Here is a 16,552-nt window from a genome sequence, read left to right as displayed (position 1 = left end):
TGGAAACAGGTACCGAGTTAATAATGACAAATAAAGCCATCATACACAGAGAAAAAATAGCAAAAGTCATAGAGCAAGAAACGTTTGAACATCAAAGGCAAGCTGCAAATAAGGCACATATAGCTCTTAATTCTGGTTCTCGTGCCGTTGTTATTGCTGCCGAAATGCAATCAGGGAAATCAGGTATATCGCTTGCTTTAGCTTGCCTACAACGTCAAAGCTTAGACGACACTGTAATATGTGACAGAAAACAACTTAAAGATACCCTCTACTTAGTAACAATGGCCGACATAGCCTTGTTCGACCAAGCTAAGCATGACTTATCTGCTTGTCCCAATGTTGTAGTCAGTAACTTTAATAATTTCCGTCAAGCACTCAGCTTACAATTCAAAAATCAACAACCCAAACTCATCATTATTGATGAGTGCCACTATGGTTCAAGTTCAGATGCAGTGAGATATAGCAAAGTATTTGATTATTTAGAGAAAGAAAATCAGCAATGTAAAGTAGGATTTATTTCCGCTACGCCCTTTAGCGCTTTATATGCAGCAGGTGGAGATTCAATTCTTAGGCACAATTTTCAGACTCGCCTAGTGTTTCATAAAACAAGCGATGAATATCATGGTATACGTCAGATGCACAGCAGTCAGCAAATAATAAAGCTTGCTGAGGAGCAGCGTGACTTTTGTAACGACTCCCTACTCCGCCGTCGCTTTATTCGCTCATTTAACACACATCAAGGACCAGGCTGGAGTCTTATAAGGGTACCGAATAATTCTGCTCATAAGGCTAAGAAAATCCTATTGGATACAGGGATTGAAGAAGATCAAATCTATATCATCGGCCAAAAACTAACAGGTATTCCCGATGAAGAGTTATCCAGCATTAATGATTTTAAACAAGCATACGAAACAGCCGTTCTATTTGATGAAAAAATTGTAGCGATTACTGTTGCGGGATTCCGCGCCGGGATAAACTTCGGCCACGCCATGAAAGAACAGTTAATCGCCACTTGGGATAGCACCATCGCCAATATCGCAGCGGTAGTACAAGCAAACATTGGTCGTGCTTGCGGCTACCACCAAAACACTGAAGCAAAGCACTATACCAACTTGGATGCCATACAAGCCTATAGCGACCTGCTTAACCACCTTGAACAAACAGACCAAACCGATGACTTTGAGGGGCTACGTCAGGTTTTCGAGAAAATATGCACTAAATATGAAGTGAATGGATTTGACCGAGGTACACCTATTTCTCCTCAGAAAGAATCCATCGTCATAAAAAAGCTAGCCAATAGCAAAACCTACATAACGGAAGGTTATCTGTGTGTACCAGCACAACTACACAATATTCACGCAGACTTTACCCAATACACTCAAGATCCCGAGCTATTAGAAGCAATAAGGCACATCCGTAACGAGCTATTAAAAGACAATGGTCCATTTCGTAAAAAAGGGCGAGCCTTGCGCGTGGAGCATCAGAATAGTATTAAAGCGCAATGGGTCAATGGTGCAACTTACGATAACCATACAGAAAGCAGCGCAAAGGAACGCACCATACGGTTCATCGAAGCGATCGATAACAGTGAACCAATAGAGTTTAACAAAATCATTAAGCCTAGCGGAGGGGAGACTACTGAAGATAAAAAGATTATGGCATCAATCTTTAGTCTTTATAATCTTTCAAGACAAATTGATGCTTTCAAAAGAGCCATGGACGAAGATGATATGCTTGAAATTTGTGATCTGCTAAAGGTTAAATATGACAGCAGTGTGATTGTTCTTTTCAAACGCGGTGAATTATTAAATAAAAAAGAACATCTCGATATTCAGCATTCTCACATAAAAAACCAATCCGTTTTTAAAAATAATTAACCTAAAAAGTACCATCTAAGCTTGTTTCAGGACTCTAATCCTTACGCTTATCTAATTTCCACTTAGGTCACATACAGAGGAAAAACTGATAAGTAAAGTTCAGTTCACCTTGAGAAGTCGAGCCTTTATCACTAAACAAAGAATGGCCAAGAACAACCTGGCCATTCCATTTAACTATGCTTTCACATGCAACTTAATCACTGGCGTCAAGCATTCTTGCAGACTCAAGCCACCATGGCTGTAATAATCACCGCCCACATACCCCGCTATACCTGGAGCCATAGCAATCGTCACATTCTGATTCCAATGCCAAGGTACCGTAACCCCAGTTGAGCCCATATTGTCTTTAAGAATGGCACAGCGGGCTAAACGTTTCTTGACCAACGTTTTAGGGATACTCGCCTCAGCCAGTTTATTGGGCACCCATAACCAACCATGATCGGTGACAATCTTGATACGCTTCCATCCTGCATTCACTAGGCCTTCAATGCGTGCAACAACATCATTGAGCACTGCATCGATATGCATAGGCATCTTACGTTGTTGTGCATGCCCCATATTGTCAAGATCACCGGTCTGCACCCAAGCATAACCATTAGGTTCACCTGTTTCTAAACCATCTAAATATTGCCAACCTTTGTCGGCCAAGGCTTTTTTAAAATGATAAGAGGAAAACTCAAATTCAGTTTCAGTGAGCACTGGGGTAAAGTTCTCATTGTCTTGTAATCCAGATAATAGATCCGCAACGGGAGTGACTGCCGCTTTCGCTGTCGCAGTCAAAGAGGGCAATGCCGACCACTGTGTAGTCAAACCAACTTTAAGCCCAAGCTTCTCTAACTTAACTTCCAGTGATTTCGCAGTATCGAAGCGTAAACCATCAACAAAAAAGATAACTTCACTACCCGCAGAATAATGCGCTGTAGATTCTTCAATTTGATTGTCGCCAGGATAGCCTTTCTGCTCCACCAGAGTTTGAAAGTTCAGCGTCACTTGCTCTAACCAAGGGGTATAAATAATCGTAAGCACATCCGCAATAACTTCTTGCTGGTGGATGTCTCGTGTCTTAGCCATGGCAGCAATAGCGGCAGCATCCGCCAGCCAAAAGCGCTCTTGATAAAACTCAGCCATCGCTTGCGGCGTTGAGCCATTAAATGGTATTTCAGTATGCTCAAGGACGGCTTTCAGCTCACTTAATATTGAGAGCCAGACGGATAAGCCTAATGTGGTCCAAATCCAAGATTGGCGACCACTTTGTTCATGCCACAATCGCTCTACAGTAGCTTTAACATCCTTACGCAATTGATCTTTTAACGCTTTAAGCTCATGTTCAATGGCAAGCTCTCCTCGGCTATTTTCCGACAGGTAGCGCTCTGCTTCAAATGCAAGATCCGACGGTTCAACCTCTGCTAATGATCTAAGTAGCACTGGTAAATTACTCGCCGTATCTAAAAAGCGTTGCCAAACATCGCTCCACACACCTTCAGCTTCACATAGCAGGCTCAGCGGCTGTGACAAATCTGAATGCATCGGAGTAAAGCCATAATTCTGGCCACATGACTGCGAGAAGATATCCCACTTGCTGCCCAGCCATTGCGCTTCTTTATCTGTAGGATTGTTCAACCAACCCAAAATATCTTTGGCGGGATCATTCAAGACGATGGCATAGAACTCATCAGCGGTAAGTTTTTTACCTTGTAAACGCTCTGCTGGTGTTTCTAAAATATCAGGCAATACCTGAATGATAGCATCTAAGGTTTTCTTATCCTTTGCTAACTCAAGGCCCAAACCCACTTTTGAGTTAGTTAGGAATGAAGACACACTCCAATCTCGCCCCGCCGTATTATACGCCCACCAGCAACCACGATACTGTAACTCAGCCAAAGGACGCAAAAAGTCTGGGCACTGCTCAATAGCGCGCAGATCTTTGCGTCCCACTCCTGGCAAATAGATAATTGGCGTTTTACCTTCAGGTAACTGACAATCCTCTAGGGCACCAGCAATCGCGCACTTAATCCAAATTGCGGGACCAATTCGATCTTCAGGCTTATATTCACCAAGCTCAATCAGCTCAGGTAATTGTTGCTTAATAAACGGCATCGCCGACTGCCATTGCTTGTCAATATCTGTCCACAAAATAGCCGCTGGAGCGACTTGTACTGCCGAATTGAAGTTTGCACAATCACGTAACTGACGGACTAAATAATCAATAATCATAAGGCTATCCTTATCCCACTCGTTCACGAAGTTGAGGCAACTGAAACATATCTAAAACCTGAGTGAATAAAACAGCGGTACACTTATCAATCTGTTCTATAGACCAATGATCAACTGACTTAATCATTTTTAGCTGATTCCCTGGCTGCACGCTTTTCAGCTAGGGTTAAGTGATGGTCGTTTATGCGATCACCCTCTTTGCCGTCGTACTTCGGGCCAAGCTCGAACCAAGGGGCTGAGGCTACGTCAGTGCCGCGATCTTTCTTCCAATGGATATTGGGCTTGGCACGCAACACTCCGGCACCTTTTTTACCCATATCTTCGGCGGACATAAACGGACGGATGTTTAAGCGTACACCATCGTTTAGGTCTGGGTTCCAGCCGATAGCTTGCTGCTCAATAGGTTTCCAACGCACGAAAATATCTAAGCCTGGTTTACCAGGCAGTGCTTCACCTTCTAAAATCGCTTCTAGCTGAACCTTTAAGTTCTCAGCGGCGGTTAAACGAATATCGGCGCCATCAATGCCATCGGCAACACCACGTTTCTGGGTACTAATCCAGTCATCGAGATAGGTATAGATAAGGCGTTCAAGCCCTTTATAGTCAAGCTGGTGGTAGTTAACTAATGCAGAGAAACCATCTTTTAAACCATCCCAAATCTGCCAGATAAAGGGGCGGTGTTGAAACAGTTTGCAATGCTGCTCAAATAACTTATCCCGCAACCAATCGCCCAGGTTAGTTGATTTAACCGCTTTAAGCAGATTGGCTTCAATCGTGTTTGACCACTGCTGACCATAGGCTTTTTGTAATATGGCCTCGAGACGCTTTACTGCACTCATCTCACCACGAATAGCCGGGATACAGACAATACCATCGTCATCGACTAGGCCATCGAAATCAGTGTTTTTCAGCATCACCTGACGCATTTCAGGCGCCAGCTCCATTTGCCCCAGGGCACCCTCTCTGGCTTCGCCATTCACCTTGTCATCATCCAGCTCCGCAGGCCATTGGTAACCAAGCAGACGAGCAACTGCGACTTGCAATACAGTATCATCCTGACGCAACTCACCAACAGCTGTGGTCTTAGTTTCTTCATCCCAAATGACAGAAGCACATGGGTGACCATGGAAGATCCATTGAGTTGGATCGTCTGAGTAAGGTTTTGGGAGGCCATTAGGGAATTGTTTATTAGCAAGTAAGTTCCATCTTTCACGATCAAAAGGTATCTTACCAACATAGCCATTATCTACACTGAGCTTTTGATTGATTTTTCGGAGCTCAATTGCAAATTCATCTGAACAACAGAATGCCCAAATTGCTTCTAAGTCTTCGTTATTGCTTGGAACTATTACTGGCGTAGTGTTCGGGAAACGACGCCCTAGGTATAAAGAAGCAGGCAAGTTTGCCATCTGTCCAATACTTACGCCCTTCTTATTAAAAGCATCCCATCCTCTAACTGCAGAGGTTTTTGAAGCTTCCATGCCATACCAGTCAATAGCCAATTGCTTCCCACTAAAATCCGATTTGCCACTTGGCACTCCCTCTAATAACTGAAATTTACCTAAGGTTGAGTGGTATTCCCAAAAGGAGATAACAAATCTATTATTATCTCCTGTTGAAGAGCCTTGATAACAAGATGCCGTTTCAGAAAAACGAGCAGACATATCAGCATTTTCAAAGCTAACAATTGCATCAGGGTTTTTCAATTGTTCAAGTTGAATAATACTTTTTAAAGATTCGAATGGTAATTTGTCAGATTTCTTATCTGCAGACTGATATTCTGATACATCAATACCTCGGATCAATGAATAAGTATTATCTCTACCCCTTGTGATTCCAATAAGCTGAACATTAAAGTCCCACATTGAGGTCTGAAACCCCTTAGCCCCTAAGCGAGCAACAACATTCCATTCGTGCTCATCAAGTAAGCTTGACCGAAACTTCTGATACCCTTTTAAAAACAACCAGTTTTGAGGTATCACAACGCTTGAACTACCACCAATTAAACATAACTCTAAACATTTCTGTAAAAAAACTGTAGCCAGGTCGCTTTTTGCTTTGATGTAATACTTGTCACAATATAATTGCAATGTCTCTGACTGTTTACCTCGTGCCAGGTATGGAACATTGGTAACAACCCACTGATATTTATCAGCCAATAATCCTGCTGCTTTCGCCAAACCTTGTGCGGCAGCCTTGGCTTCACTAGTCGCATCAGCTTTACCTACCATGGCCAGTTGCAATAGTTCCCAAGGGGCTTGCTCACCTTCATTCTTGTTAGGTAAGGCCTTCGTTGGGTCAATCAAACTACCTAACGTTGGCGCTTCTTTAAAGGTCTGTTGCATCCAGGTAACGGCATCAGAAAGGACTTCATCGCCTTTAGCTAAGTCCTTCCATTCTTTTTGCGCCTCGGTAATCGACATACCAGAGCACGCCAGTTGCAGCTCTGGCAGTTGACGATAACCCCCAGCATCTGGATAACGCCAAGCTTCTAATGCGAGTGCAAAAGCGGCTAGTTCGACGCAGCGTTGGTCTAGCTCTAGGCCATGAATATTGTCGCGCAATACCGCATTAACGGCCTCTTTCGCGGTTAAGCCTTCAAGGTGCATTCGCATTGGCACTAGCATCAGGAAAACCGCGACCAAGAAGTGACCCGAACCACAGCAAGGATCGAGGGTTTTTAGCTCGCTTAAGTGCTCAGGCCATTTGTCGAAATCCCCTGCTGCACTTTTCCATTTATTTACCTTCTCTCCGCTGTGGGAACATACTTCCTCTTCTTCGATAAAACGCAGATACTCCAGTGGTACGCCAGGAATAGACGCCAATTCACGCAGCTCTTGTTCGCTGTTAGCCCGGATTAAGTCATCGCTACTTAAGCGACGTTTTGCCCACCAGGCACCGAGGGCGTTGTCCAGTAAAAAACTCACCATGTAAGGTTCGGTGAATAGCTGAGTTACCGGGCTGAGCTCTTTGGCACCAATTTTGACGCCGGACTCATTAACCTGTTTTTTCTTTTTGTTTTGCCAGAACTGGTAACACCAACCCAGGCTGTCTTGGGCTTGGAAAGTGGCGGGATTAAGCGCTGCAATCAACTCTTCCAGCTTGTTGATATGGTTAATTGAAAGCTTAATAGCAAATGCTGGCGAGTCGGCGCGGAAAATTTGCGGCAACATGGTTTGCGCTAGGCGGCCCGCAAGTTCCCAGCCATCCTTGCAATCGGGTTCTTCTTCGGCAAGTTCGCTGCACTCATCTAATGTGACCGATGTACCTTCAAACATCAGCAGGTGGTTTTGCTCAAGATAACGAGAAAACAGCATACGGTGCCAATGCTCGTAGGCAATCTCATTAATCAGTAATTCGGTTTCCTGTGCTCCATCAATTAAGCTATCACCTAACTGACGAGCATGGGCGCGCAAGGTATTACGCAGCTTGCGGTCATCTTCAGATAAATAACTTGGCGCTTGCACATCTGCAATACCAAGTCGCGTTATGGCATCAGTGACAGCGACTTCTACCACGTCACGGGCTTCAACCACGGTAGCTTCTAATTTTTTACGCAATTGCTTATCGAGTGAACTTCTCATTTTTTCTCGTTACTTTACATTCTTGGTAGTGAATTGAACAAAACCATTAACCTCTATCATTCGGAAAGGTTAATGGTAAATGGCGAATGAATTCAGTTAAACTCATTCAACCTCCTCAAAGCTATTAGGTCAGCAGTTCGAGGGCACTAAGATGGTACGACGGGCCCTTTGGCTAATTCTTCACGTAGCTCTTGTTCGACTTTAGTGAGCCAGCTTTGTAACTGGGCTTCGTTTTCGATTAATGGCTTATTAAGTTTGTAATATCTCACCTTAGGAGTGAGTTCACTAATCGCATCTTTAAGCACATGATCGAAGATACTGGGTAGCGCGGCCGACTTGTCGCTCCATTGTTGGAAGTTAATGTCATCGAGGGCATCAAATACGGCAGTAGTATCACCTATGCTCACCTCAGGCAGCTTGTCGAGATGACGTTTCGCTAAAAATTGATTTCGCTTAGTTTCATCCAGCTTTTGCCAGTTGTCGTCCTCTTCAAGCTCAAGCATGCAGGCTTTATGCTCTTGCTCATACTCACCTAAGCGACTCGTCAGGGTATTACGCAGTGCGTTAACCGCTTGCTTAAGTAGCGGATCCACTGGGTTTGGATCTTGCAACAAGCTGCGATTAGCAATAATGGCATCACGTTCTTTATCTAACGCCTTAAAAATGGCTAAGTCTTTGGCGTTTTTAAGCGCAAGTAAAAACTCACTCCAACGAGCCTGACGCGCTTTGACTTTATCGGCTAACGCCTGCCAATCGGCAAAGTCACTCAGCAGTTGCTCTTTATGGTCGAACACCTGTTGCAGTTGATCGTTACCTGAGTACATCTCTAAATCGGTGAGTAACTTGGTGCTTGGTGCCATAGGTAGTGGTGCCTCGCCACCCGCTTTGCGAGCAAGATTACGGGCATTGATGATGGCCAGCGGTAATTTACTTGACTCTTCACCCGCATTACAGGTTTGCTCATGCAAGGTACTCACCACACCACGGACTTTAATCAACTGCACTTTTGACAAGGTCACGTTTTCAGGGCGGAATTTGGTTTGTGATATGGAAGAACGATCTAACTTTTTAGCATCAACGGCTCTTTCTTGATTATCGGCGGCGCGTAAAATACTGGCAGCCACCATCGCAAGCAGTGCACCTTCAATCGTGTCTTTGCTCCAACCATAGGGCGCTTGACGGAAGTTGTCGACGATATCTTTACCAGTTTTCATCGCACCAACAAAGCGTTTGATCTCCGCACCAACTGGATGTTTGTCTGCTTCATCATTGTGGCCTATCGCTTCCAGGGCGTTCGCATCAGCATGCTTGCTGGCACGTTCGAACACCTTTGCCCAACCGCGATCATCAGCCATTTTGAATTTGTTGTACAACCGCTGACAGGCAAGTTCGCCCGCATTCTGAACTTGCTCCGTAAGCGTTTCACCTTCAACTTCTTGACCGCCAGCAAGGCGAACCTGAATTTGCGAGAAGATATCTTTTAATAACGCTTTTTTGGTGCGTTCGGCATCCCTTAAGCGTGTTTCCATGGCATTTTTAGCTTCTTTACCAGCATCGGTGGTCGCACCTCCGCGTACATCTAAAGTATTTTCTGCCGCCTTTAGTGTCACGATAGCTGATTGTAGTTCACTGCGATGAGAAGTAGGCACATAGATAAAAATGGTCGCAGAATCTGGGTCACTACCACGAGACAGGTCGTTAAATTGTTTCTCACTGACCTCCGGTGCCCAGGCACAGATTTTTTTATCGGTATCGCTGGGTAGCTCACTGTCAAAAATTGCATTGATAACACGAGCTTCGGCAATACTGCCTTGTGTGATTCTGGCTTGAGCAATTTGCTTACGAATATAGGTTTGGATCTCTTTCGAGCGGTGTAACTCTAACGTCTGCGGATTACCAACTAAATCAGATTCTTGGCGGCGGAATTCGTCATACCAAGTTTGGCTCTCTATCGTTTGCAAACGATACTCTTGGCCTTGTGACGTATCCATTGACATGATCAGGTGCTCATCTTCGAGCACTAGCAGCATTTTTGGCACTATTGGACGGAGCTTGTGTTTATCTTGCAGCAGGTCTTCTAACAACAAGTCAGCGAGGCTATCTACAGTTGCGTGGATACCGTATTCGACGTCACTAGGGAGTTTACTGATCAGCAAAATGAGCGCCAGTAAGCGACCTTGTAACTGCTCGTCTTCATTGCCGCCTTTCTTACGACTAATCGTCTCGTATATATCTTTTGATATCACGCCCGTTTGCAGCAGGTTAGTCGCAATTTGATCATAGATAAAATCTGCGGGTACCACATAACCTAGCTGTTGTTCTGCTGTGGTTTTGACAGCCTCATGAACAACACGTAACTGATTACGTAACTGGGAGCCTGTACCAGTCTTATCTAATGCTGGAAGAATACGCTCCCAGAAGCGACGGCGAACAGGCAACAATGGATAATCTTTCACCATCCATTTTTCATCATCTTTATTGTGCTCAATAGTACTGCCACGCAGATGACGAGTTATTTCACCTAAATTGTCATCGATAACCGCTTGTACTTGAGATTCAGCAGAGCTTTTCTTCTGTAAGATGACTTTACGGATAACAGCATCAACGTCTGTGTCTTCAAGTTGGACTGGTACTTGAAATCGACCTAACAAACGTTGCAAATTAGACATACCGGATAAGGCACTTTGTCCGGTTGCCACAAACAGTAATTTAGATTTAAGCGCACTTGCACCACTACAGGTTTCGACGACTTCTTGAACATCAAAAGCTCTTTGAGTATCTGTACCAATATATTGTTGTACTTCATCAAGCACGACTAATGTAAGCGGTAATTCACCATCTTTGGATATAGCATCAACCAAAGCCGACACCATTTCGTCATTGGTGACATCGTCAACGATATTATACTGAGCCATTATCATTTGACGGACTTCTTTTACGTCCGAAGCAAAACCAGGAATAACATTTAATATTGCACCATGCAAAATTGGAGAGACGTGAAGATGTTTCAACTCGTGTTTCCAACTATCCACGCCTTCTTTAACTTTTGCATTTTTAGCAACATATTGCTGTACTTGAGCTAATACGCCTTCAGCTTTTAACCACATAACAAATTGTGCTAAATGGTATTGCTCAGGTAACCCGACAGACTTAAAGATGATACTAAGAAACGCCATACGCACTTGGGAGCGTACACCAGCACCTAAGGTGCCAGACGCAGCATGCAAACCACCATTGTGTATTGCTAATGATGACAAATCATCAAAATGAGCCGCTATATAAGGAGGTAAATCGGTAATACTACGTGCATCACTGCCATCATTAAGCGTTTGGTTGGTCCACAAAGTACGCAGCATTTTGGCAAGGTGCGACTTACCCGAACCAAAGAAGCCACTGATCCATACACCGGGTTGCTCGCTATTTGTTTTAACGGCGCTTAAGTAGTGGCTTAAAATACTGTCCATGCCTTTGGCATAAGCACCGTCACAGACGAAGGTTCTTAATTCATACTCTAGAGTGTCAAGCGCACCTTTAGAGTGATCATCCTTGACTTGTGCTACACCATTATTGGCTAAACGACTGTTGATTGGGTCGTTAATAAAAATTTCACGGTTTAACATCCTTGATCCCTATGCTGTAGCTGAAATAGCGGTGGCGTGATAACCCCAACCATCTTTTGCATCTAATAATTGAAAATTATTGTTATGTACTTCGCCGGGAAAAAAGACCACCAGCCGCCCTTTTACGTTGTTTGCGACCGCTTCGACCAGCCCAGACACTGATGCAAAACCAAATAAGGTTCCGCAACCCAGTAATGCGATGACTTCATTCTGATCTTGATCATGGATAAACTGTTGTTTAAGGCTTTCAACCAGTTCGTCGGCAAAGTCCCCATAAAGCCCAGTGAGATATTCAGGATCTTCGAAGTAAGTCTCTTTATAATCTTGCTCTGCCATCCATGTTTCGAAGCTGGTGGTTAAATCCAGTAGCTTCCATGGATGACCGTGTTGAGTTGATGCTTGTTCAAACTCCCCCACTCTGGCTCTTAATTTCAGCTCATCTTCTTTGTTATAAACCAAAAAGATCGTTCTCTCATCAGCAGACACTGCCGATGGCCATGGAATACTAATGTGACTTTCAAAGCCCTTTAACAATTTTGATAATCGATCCGACATGACCTACACCTTAGGAAGTTTAATATTGGGAAAGGTCACTTCAACCACGTCACTGGCTTGTTTGAAGTTAATCAGACCGCGAAGCGAAGCGCTATGCGCTAGCTCAAAAAGCCTTGTCTTGTCTTGACTTAGAAGCTGACACCAAAAACTGTCGAACATTCTCTGACCTGAAAGACCGTGACAGTGCGCAAGGAACAATGCATAAGCGATATGGACATAGGTAACCTTTGGTATAGCTCGATATTTTTTTGCTTTACCCGTCAAGTAACCAGCCTGGGTCCAGGTACCATTGACATTCTGTGCAAAAGATTTTAATGATGCTGCGCTGAAGCGTTCTGGATCATCTTTTGCTAAGTGCGCTTCAACTGTCTCACGGGAAATGTGTTCACCTGGTTCAAGGTTCAAAATGAGTTCAGCTGAACCTTTTAATATTGGATCACGGGCAACAGCCAGCTGTAGAGCTAGAATAGCTTGCGAATCTTCTGACAGCTCCCACCATTCACGTAGTAGTTTAAACAACGGCACATCAAGTGAAAGGCCATATAGATCAACTAAATGTCTATAAGTTAACTTACGAGATTTTTCAGTTGGCTTATGCAGAATGTTAAACTCAACGATATCTTTTTCGTAGTCTTCTCGAGTCGCGTTTTCTGGGCAAGAAAACAACAGTAATGACAACTCCTCAATCATCATACTTCGCGCTGAATGGGCACCATTTTTGCCAAATTTGAAGCCAAAAAATTCTAAATTTTTCCTATCTACCACAAAACCTTCTTACTTTAGTTTAACTTAGCACTTTTGGCCAAACAAAATAATTCATTTACATATAAATATTTTGCCACAAATCCCCTCTAAAAAATATAAGTAAAAAGAACTACGAGCAGAAGTTTTTATTAAAAACTAGATGGTTAAAATAACAGCGGAACACAGTTTAAAAAGAGTCAAATAGACTTAAGTTAATACAGGATCACTGCATATTAAGATCTGCGGTTTTTGGGGCTAAGGTTTCAAAGTGCTTGCCCTTTAACCACAGTGGTGACTGGTTTTGGCTGGCGAGTTGGTAGGCCCAAGTGGCAATGGCTTCGGTGCGGCCACTTTCGCAGACAAAGTAACGGCCCAGTTCTGTGCTGATGGTGTGATTATGTTGAATAATATTTTGCTCAAACCAGCGCTCTTTGTGCAGCTCCGCGGCTAAGTGATCGCGTTTGGCGTTATTGCATTTGCTGTGAGCCAGCACGAAGTTATGACCCAGATCGTTAGGGTAACGCGCCCACGGGATAAAGTGATCGACCTCACCGGTTTCGTTCAATGATTTTTGACAGTAAAAACACTGACCTTGTTGGATATCAAACAGCACTGGCCTTGCTGTGGTGATGGCGTTTCTGTCACGACCAAACAAGAACTCAGCCAAGTTGCCTTGCCCGCCGATGGCTGTGTGGTTTAACGGGAAATTACCCACTTTTTGTGTCCAGTGCGTTCTGGCTAATGACACCACCAAATCGTGAAAACGGCGAAAACAGAAGGCTATCCCAGGATTAAGCGCAATAAACGACTGAGTTTTATCATGGGGATAATAAAAACACACTTCGCTGCCCGCCAGTAATTGCAAACGCCACAATGGGCCATCTTTAAAGGTCGTGCGGGTTTTACTCACCAATTTACGCCAATCAGGATGTTGCTTTAATTGGCTTAAACTGGTGATCCCTTGGCTACGATACTCGGCTAAATTTTTGATTAAGGCTGATTGACGACCAGAGTTTTGCAGCAAAATAAACGCGGTTTGCGGAGCATTGGTAGCCGTAACCGCGCCGCTATAAGGCAAGGAATGTTGCCAATAAAGCTCAATAAACTTCTCCACCAACTCATCAATGGTAATGACATTATGACCTTGTTCATGTGAAAGGCCCATCTCGTTATTGAATGTATCGAGTGGCCGCTCGATACAAATATCGGCAAGGGCATGCAGCAACGCAAATTTGTAAGTGGCAACAAAATCCCCTTCCACCAGCAACCGTTGTAAATAACCAATAAAGTCGACCTGCAGTTGGGCATCGACATGGGTCAAGCAATGAACTGATTTAGCTGAACTCATTGAGGCCTTCCCTTTTCCTTAACAACCTAGTTTTGGACTCGTTCAATCACTGCGTCTTAGGTTAATTCAATCACTTAGTGCGGTAATTTAACACTGAGTTCAACTAAAAATCTAGTTCCTTGGGATCTAAATATTCAATCACTTTCACTTTCTGCAAGTTTTCCAGCTTAGCTGCACCGCCTAACACCAATGCAGGAAAAGAGACGGCAAAATTATCAAAAAACTCATTCATTATTTAAGCGTTCAATCTCATCTGCTAGTGCTTGATCCCACTCAAACTCCATATTGAACTTACCTGTAGGCGCTAAAGTGAACTTGGCACGGTTCCAGTTATTATCTGGGTTTTCTGTGGTAATTTGGTGGAGTTCTTCAAAATCTTCAAATGCATTATTTTGAACTTTAAAATATTTTTTTTCATTCTGAAAAAAAACTCTCCTTTAAAGTTTGCTGCATCATCAAAAAATTCGACCAACAGAAGAGAGTTATCCCATTGTTCATTTATGCTATTGGACATCCCTATTGCAATAGAAGTATATATAGCATCTACTGTTCTGATATTACTCACTATTTCTACTCCCTTGGAATCTTTTAGTGTATGAAAATTCGTCACACATTTAAAATTCGCAGCCGTAGTTGGACACTCTATTCTCCGTGTTGCTTGAGGGTTTTGTTGATCATCGAAGCCATATCGATCACTTCCATATCCCCCATATCAGCGATCAGGTTTAAATGGACAAAGATATTTTCTTTAGACATTGCTTTGACCGTTTTATTGCCGCCCATAAACAAGAAGGGATTAAACGCAAATACTTCATCTTCAGTAAGAGCGTCGTGGGCATTTAATGCCGCCTCAAACATCGGCTTACCATTTTCACCTTGAGTGTTTTCTTTTTTGGGCTGTTTGAATGCAAAAAAGAACTCAATGCATCTATTAGCTTCTCCTTTAGCAATATCGGAAGTATAACCTTGCCCAGTACTCATCCAATTATTCATCGGGGTAATAGTTAATGAATCCCCTGTTTTTTCCCCCATAGATGTAATTTCCCCCATGCATTACGGGCTATGACATGGTAAGTATCTAGCTCAGGGAAGTCGGTCGATTCTAAAAAACGTTCTACAACATCGTCATAATCAGCGGGGTTAACAATCCAAAACAGGCCATCCATATAGCCGGAAAAGCCGATTTCTTGCCAATACTCTAATAACCTGTCGGGTAAAATACCACGATATTGTTCAACTTCAGAAGCTGTGGGAAACCGTTGGCTCGTTGGCTGGCCAAATTCACGTAAAAATTCTTCTAAATTTTCATCTAGCATGGCTATTTATGCAGTGCATCTGACATAGCGACCATGACGGTTTTCTCGCCATGGTTTTGACATAAGTCAGCTAAAAATGTCAGATGTTCAATCACTTTCTGCAAGTTCTCTAGTTTAGGTGCGCCGCCTAAAGTCCATGCAGGAAAAGGACAGCAAAATTATCAAAAAACTGGTTCATTAAAGGTAAAAGTCTTCGGGCTTATAGAATTTAAACCCGGTGATATTATTGGCTTCAAAAGCTTGTTTTATCTCGTCATTGACAATCACCAGAGGTAAGAAGCTAGATAGCCTAAAGATAGGTGGGAGATCCATTTCACTCGTGTCTATAAAGGCAAGTGCATCTATTTGTTCAATTTTTCCATTTGGCCATAATTCTATATCTGAATGCTCATAGTCAACACATTCAAATGCACCGATCACATTAGCAAGGTAGTAACTTATAGAAGTATTATCTTTAATATTAACTAAATTTACATTATAAAAATCAATATTTCCTACTCCCAGCTCCTCTAGTAATTCTTTTATTTTTTTATTTACAATCAGCCCTTTAGCTCCGTAACAGATTAAATTATCTGTATATAAGTTCGTACCTTCTCCTAATTGATAGTGTAAAATAATTTCTTTAATAATAACAAGCTGACTTTCACCAGTAGAGAAGCCAACGTCCTGATTAGAAAGAGAACTAGATTGTATTTCTAAAACAACTTCGTTATCTTTTGAACGCTCACTAGACATAATCCAGTACATTATTTTCATCCAAGCCTAGCTATTTATGCAGTGCATCTGACATAGCAACGATATCGGCCATTATTGTTTTCTCGCCCTGGTTTTGACATAAGTCAGCTAAAAATGTCAGATGTTCAATCACTTTCACTTTCTGCAAGTCCTCTAGTTTAGGTGCGCCGCCTAACGCCAATACAGGCACAAAGACACAAAAGCGGCAAAATAATCATTCATTATTTAAGCGTTCAATCTCATCTGCTAGTGCTTGATCCCACTCGAATTCAATATTGAATTTTCCAGTAGGTTCTAGAGTAAACTTTGCACGGTTCCAATTATTATCAGGGTTCTCTGTTGTAATTAAATGTATATTTTCAAAGTCCTTAATAATCTTACGATCAAAGTTTCTAAATTTAAATGAAGTAAACATTTCATTCTTGTAATGGCCACCTTTAAGTTTTAAAGCATCATCGAATACTTCAACATTTACTTCTGCAATATCCCAAGAATCCGAACTATTTTGGATTATATTTTGAGCAATGCTTAAATATAGGTTATCTATATTTTCCATTTT

General features: G+C 42.8%; 14 protein-coding genes and 1 pseudogene. 1 reads left to right on the top strand and 14 read right to left on the bottom strand.

Features of this window, described 5'->3' with window-relative positions; all coding sequences use genetic code 11:
* Positions 1-23 precede the first annotated feature (23 nt).
* Positions 24-1,877 (top strand): DEAD/DEAH box helicase family protein, encoded by a 1,854-nt coding sequence (locus HQQ94_RS12365; RefSeq protein ID WP_173294712.1) that lies wholly within the window; start codon positions 24-26, stop codon positions 1,875-1,877.
* Positions 1,878-2,051: 174 nt separating this feature from the next.
* Here HQQ94_RS12365 and pglZ read toward each other — a convergent pair whose 3' ends face one another.
* From pglZ to HQQ94_RS12305, 14 genes and pseudogenes are all read right to left on the bottom strand, one after another.
* Positions 2,052-4,091 carry a BREX-1 system phosphatase PglZ type B gene (gene pglZ, locus HQQ94_RS12360; RefSeq protein WP_173294711.1) on the bottom strand — a complete coding sequence of 680 codons (2,040 nt, stop codon included), beginning with the start codon at positions 4,089-4,091 and terminating at the stop codon, positions 2,052-2,054.
* Between the two features lie 119 nt (positions 4,092-4,210).
* Positions 4,211-7,675 carry an Eco57I restriction-modification methylase domain-containing protein gene (locus HQQ94_RS12355; protein WP_173294710.1) on the bottom strand — a complete coding sequence of 1,155 codons (3,465 nt, stop codon included), beginning with the start codon at positions 7,673-7,675 and terminating at the stop codon, positions 4,211-4,213.
* A 146-nt stretch (positions 7,676-7,821) separates the two neighbouring features.
* The gene (gene brxC, locus HQQ94_RS12350) at positions 7,822-11,295 is read right to left on the bottom strand and encodes a BREX system P-loop protein BrxC (protein ID WP_173294709.1); all 3,474 of its coding nucleotides are present in this window, start codon (positions 11,293-11,295) and stop codon (positions 7,822-7,824) included.
* 9 nt (positions 11,296-11,304) lie between these two features.
* Positions 11,305-11,850: a BREX protein BrxB domain-containing protein gene (locus HQQ94_RS12345; protein ID WP_173294708.1), complete on the bottom strand. Its 546-nt coding sequence runs from the start codon at positions 11,848-11,850 to the stop codon at positions 11,305-11,307.
* A 3-nt stretch (positions 11,851-11,853) separates the two neighbouring features.
* Positions 11,854-12,615 (bottom strand): hypothetical protein, encoded by a 762-nt coding sequence (locus tag HQQ94_RS12340; RefSeq protein WP_173294707.1) that lies wholly within the window; start codon positions 12,613-12,615, stop codon positions 11,854-11,856.
* A 202-nt stretch (positions 12,616-12,817) separates the two neighbouring features.
* Positions 12,818-13,942 (bottom strand): HNH endonuclease, encoded by a 1,125-nt coding sequence (locus HQQ94_RS12335; RefSeq protein ID WP_173294706.1) that lies wholly within the window; start codon positions 13,940-13,942, stop codon positions 12,818-12,820.
* Positions 13,943-14,045: 103 nt separating this feature from the next.
* Positions 14,046-14,174 (bottom strand): T6SS immunity protein Tdi1 domain-containing protein, encoded by a 129-nt coding sequence (locus tag HQQ94_RS12330; protein WP_173294705.1) that lies wholly within the window; start codon positions 14,172-14,174, stop codon positions 14,046-14,048.
* Positions 14,167-14,301 (bottom strand): annotated as a pseudogene (locus HQQ94_RS23085) (immunity protein YezG family protein); the annotation flags it as partial. The gene HQQ94_RS12330 and the pseudogene HQQ94_RS23085, both read right to left, overlap by 8 nt.
* Positions 14,247-14,507 (bottom strand): hypothetical protein, encoded by a 261-nt coding sequence (locus tag HQQ94_RS22575; protein WP_254304051.1) that lies wholly within the window; start codon positions 14,505-14,507, stop codon positions 14,247-14,249. The gene HQQ94_RS22575 and the pseudogene HQQ94_RS23085, both read right to left, overlap by 55 nt.
* A gap of 77 nt (positions 14,508-14,584) precedes the next feature.
* Positions 14,585-14,974 carry a T6SS immunity protein Tdi1 domain-containing protein gene (locus HQQ94_RS22570; protein WP_254304050.1) on the bottom strand — a complete coding sequence of 130 codons (390 nt, stop codon included), beginning with the start codon at positions 14,972-14,974 and terminating at the stop codon, positions 14,585-14,587.
* The gene (locus tag HQQ94_RS22565; RefSeq protein WP_254304049.1) at positions 14,947-15,258 is read right to left on the bottom strand and encodes a GAD-like domain-containing protein; all 312 of its coding nucleotides are present in this window, start codon (positions 15,256-15,258) and stop codon (positions 14,947-14,949) included. The genes HQQ94_RS22570 and HQQ94_RS22565 overlap by 28 nt, the downstream gene beginning before the upstream one ends.
* A gap of 177 nt (positions 15,259-15,435) precedes the next feature.
* Complete coding sequence (locus tag HQQ94_RS12315) at positions 15,436-16,005, bottom strand: imm11 family protein (protein ID WP_173294704.1); 570 nt, start codon at positions 16,003-16,005, stop codon at positions 15,436-15,438.
* A 19-nt stretch (positions 16,006-16,024) separates the two neighbouring features.
* Positions 16,025-16,183: a T6SS immunity protein Tdi1 domain-containing protein gene (locus tag HQQ94_RS12310; protein ID WP_173294703.1), complete on the bottom strand. Its 159-nt coding sequence runs from the start codon at positions 16,181-16,183 to the stop codon at positions 16,025-16,027.
* Between the two features lie 24 nt (positions 16,184-16,207).
* Positions 16,208-16,549 (bottom strand): immunity protein YezG family protein, encoded by a 342-nt coding sequence (locus HQQ94_RS12305; RefSeq protein ID WP_173294702.1) that lies wholly within the window; start codon positions 16,547-16,549, stop codon positions 16,208-16,210.
* Between the last annotated feature and the right edge of the window lie 3 nt (positions 16,550-16,552).

The sequence above is a fragment of the Shewanella sp. VB17 genome (assembly GCF_013248905.1).
Taxonomy (GTDB): Bacteria; Pseudomonadota; Gammaproteobacteria; order Enterobacterales; family Shewanellaceae; genus Shewanella.
The sequence above is the reverse complement of the archived record's forward strand: the minus strand, read 5'-3'. Positions and strand labels throughout refer to the sequence as shown.

Coding starts and splice junctions, on each gene's coding strand:
- HQQ94_RS12315 (WP_173294704.1), bottom strand. CDS start 16,005: ATGTACTGGATTATGTCTAGTGAGCGTTCAAAAGATAACGAAGTTGTT.
- HQQ94_RS12345 (WP_173294708.1), bottom strand. CDS start 11,850: ATGTCGGATCGATTATCAAAATTGTTAAAGGGCTTTGAAAGTCACATT.
- HQQ94_RS12355 (WP_173294710.1), bottom strand. CDS start 7,675: ATGAGAAGTTCACTCGATAAGCAATTGCGTAAAAAATTAGAAGCTACC.
- HQQ94_RS22565 (WP_254304049.1), bottom strand. CDS start 15,258: ATGCTAGATGAAAATTTAGAAGAATTTTTACGTGAATTTGGCCAGCCA.
- HQQ94_RS22570 (WP_254304050.1), bottom strand. CDS start 14,974: ATGGGGGAAAAAACAGGGGATTCATTAACTATTACCCCGATGAATAAT.
- HQQ94_RS12305 (WP_173294702.1), bottom strand. CDS start 16,549: ATGGAAAATATAGATAACCTATATTTAAGCATTGCTCAAAATATAATC.
- HQQ94_RS12330 (WP_173294705.1), bottom strand. CDS start 14,174: ATGAATGAGTTTTTTGATAATTTTGCCGTCTCTTTTCCTGCATTGGTG.
- HQQ94_RS12335 (WP_173294706.1), bottom strand. CDS start 13,942: ATGAGTTCAGCTAAATCAGTTCATTGCTTGACCCATGTCGATGCCCAA.
- brxC (WP_173294709.1), bottom strand. CDS start 11,295: ATGTTAAACCGTGAAATTTTTATTAACGACCCAATCAACAGTCGTTTA.
- HQQ94_RS12365 (WP_173294712.1), top strand. CDS start 24: ATGACAAATAAAGCCATCATACACAGAGAAAAAATAGCAAAAGTCATA.
- pglZ (WP_173294711.1), bottom strand. CDS start 4,091: ATGATTATTGATTATTTAGTCCGTCAGTTACGTGATTGTGCAAACTTC.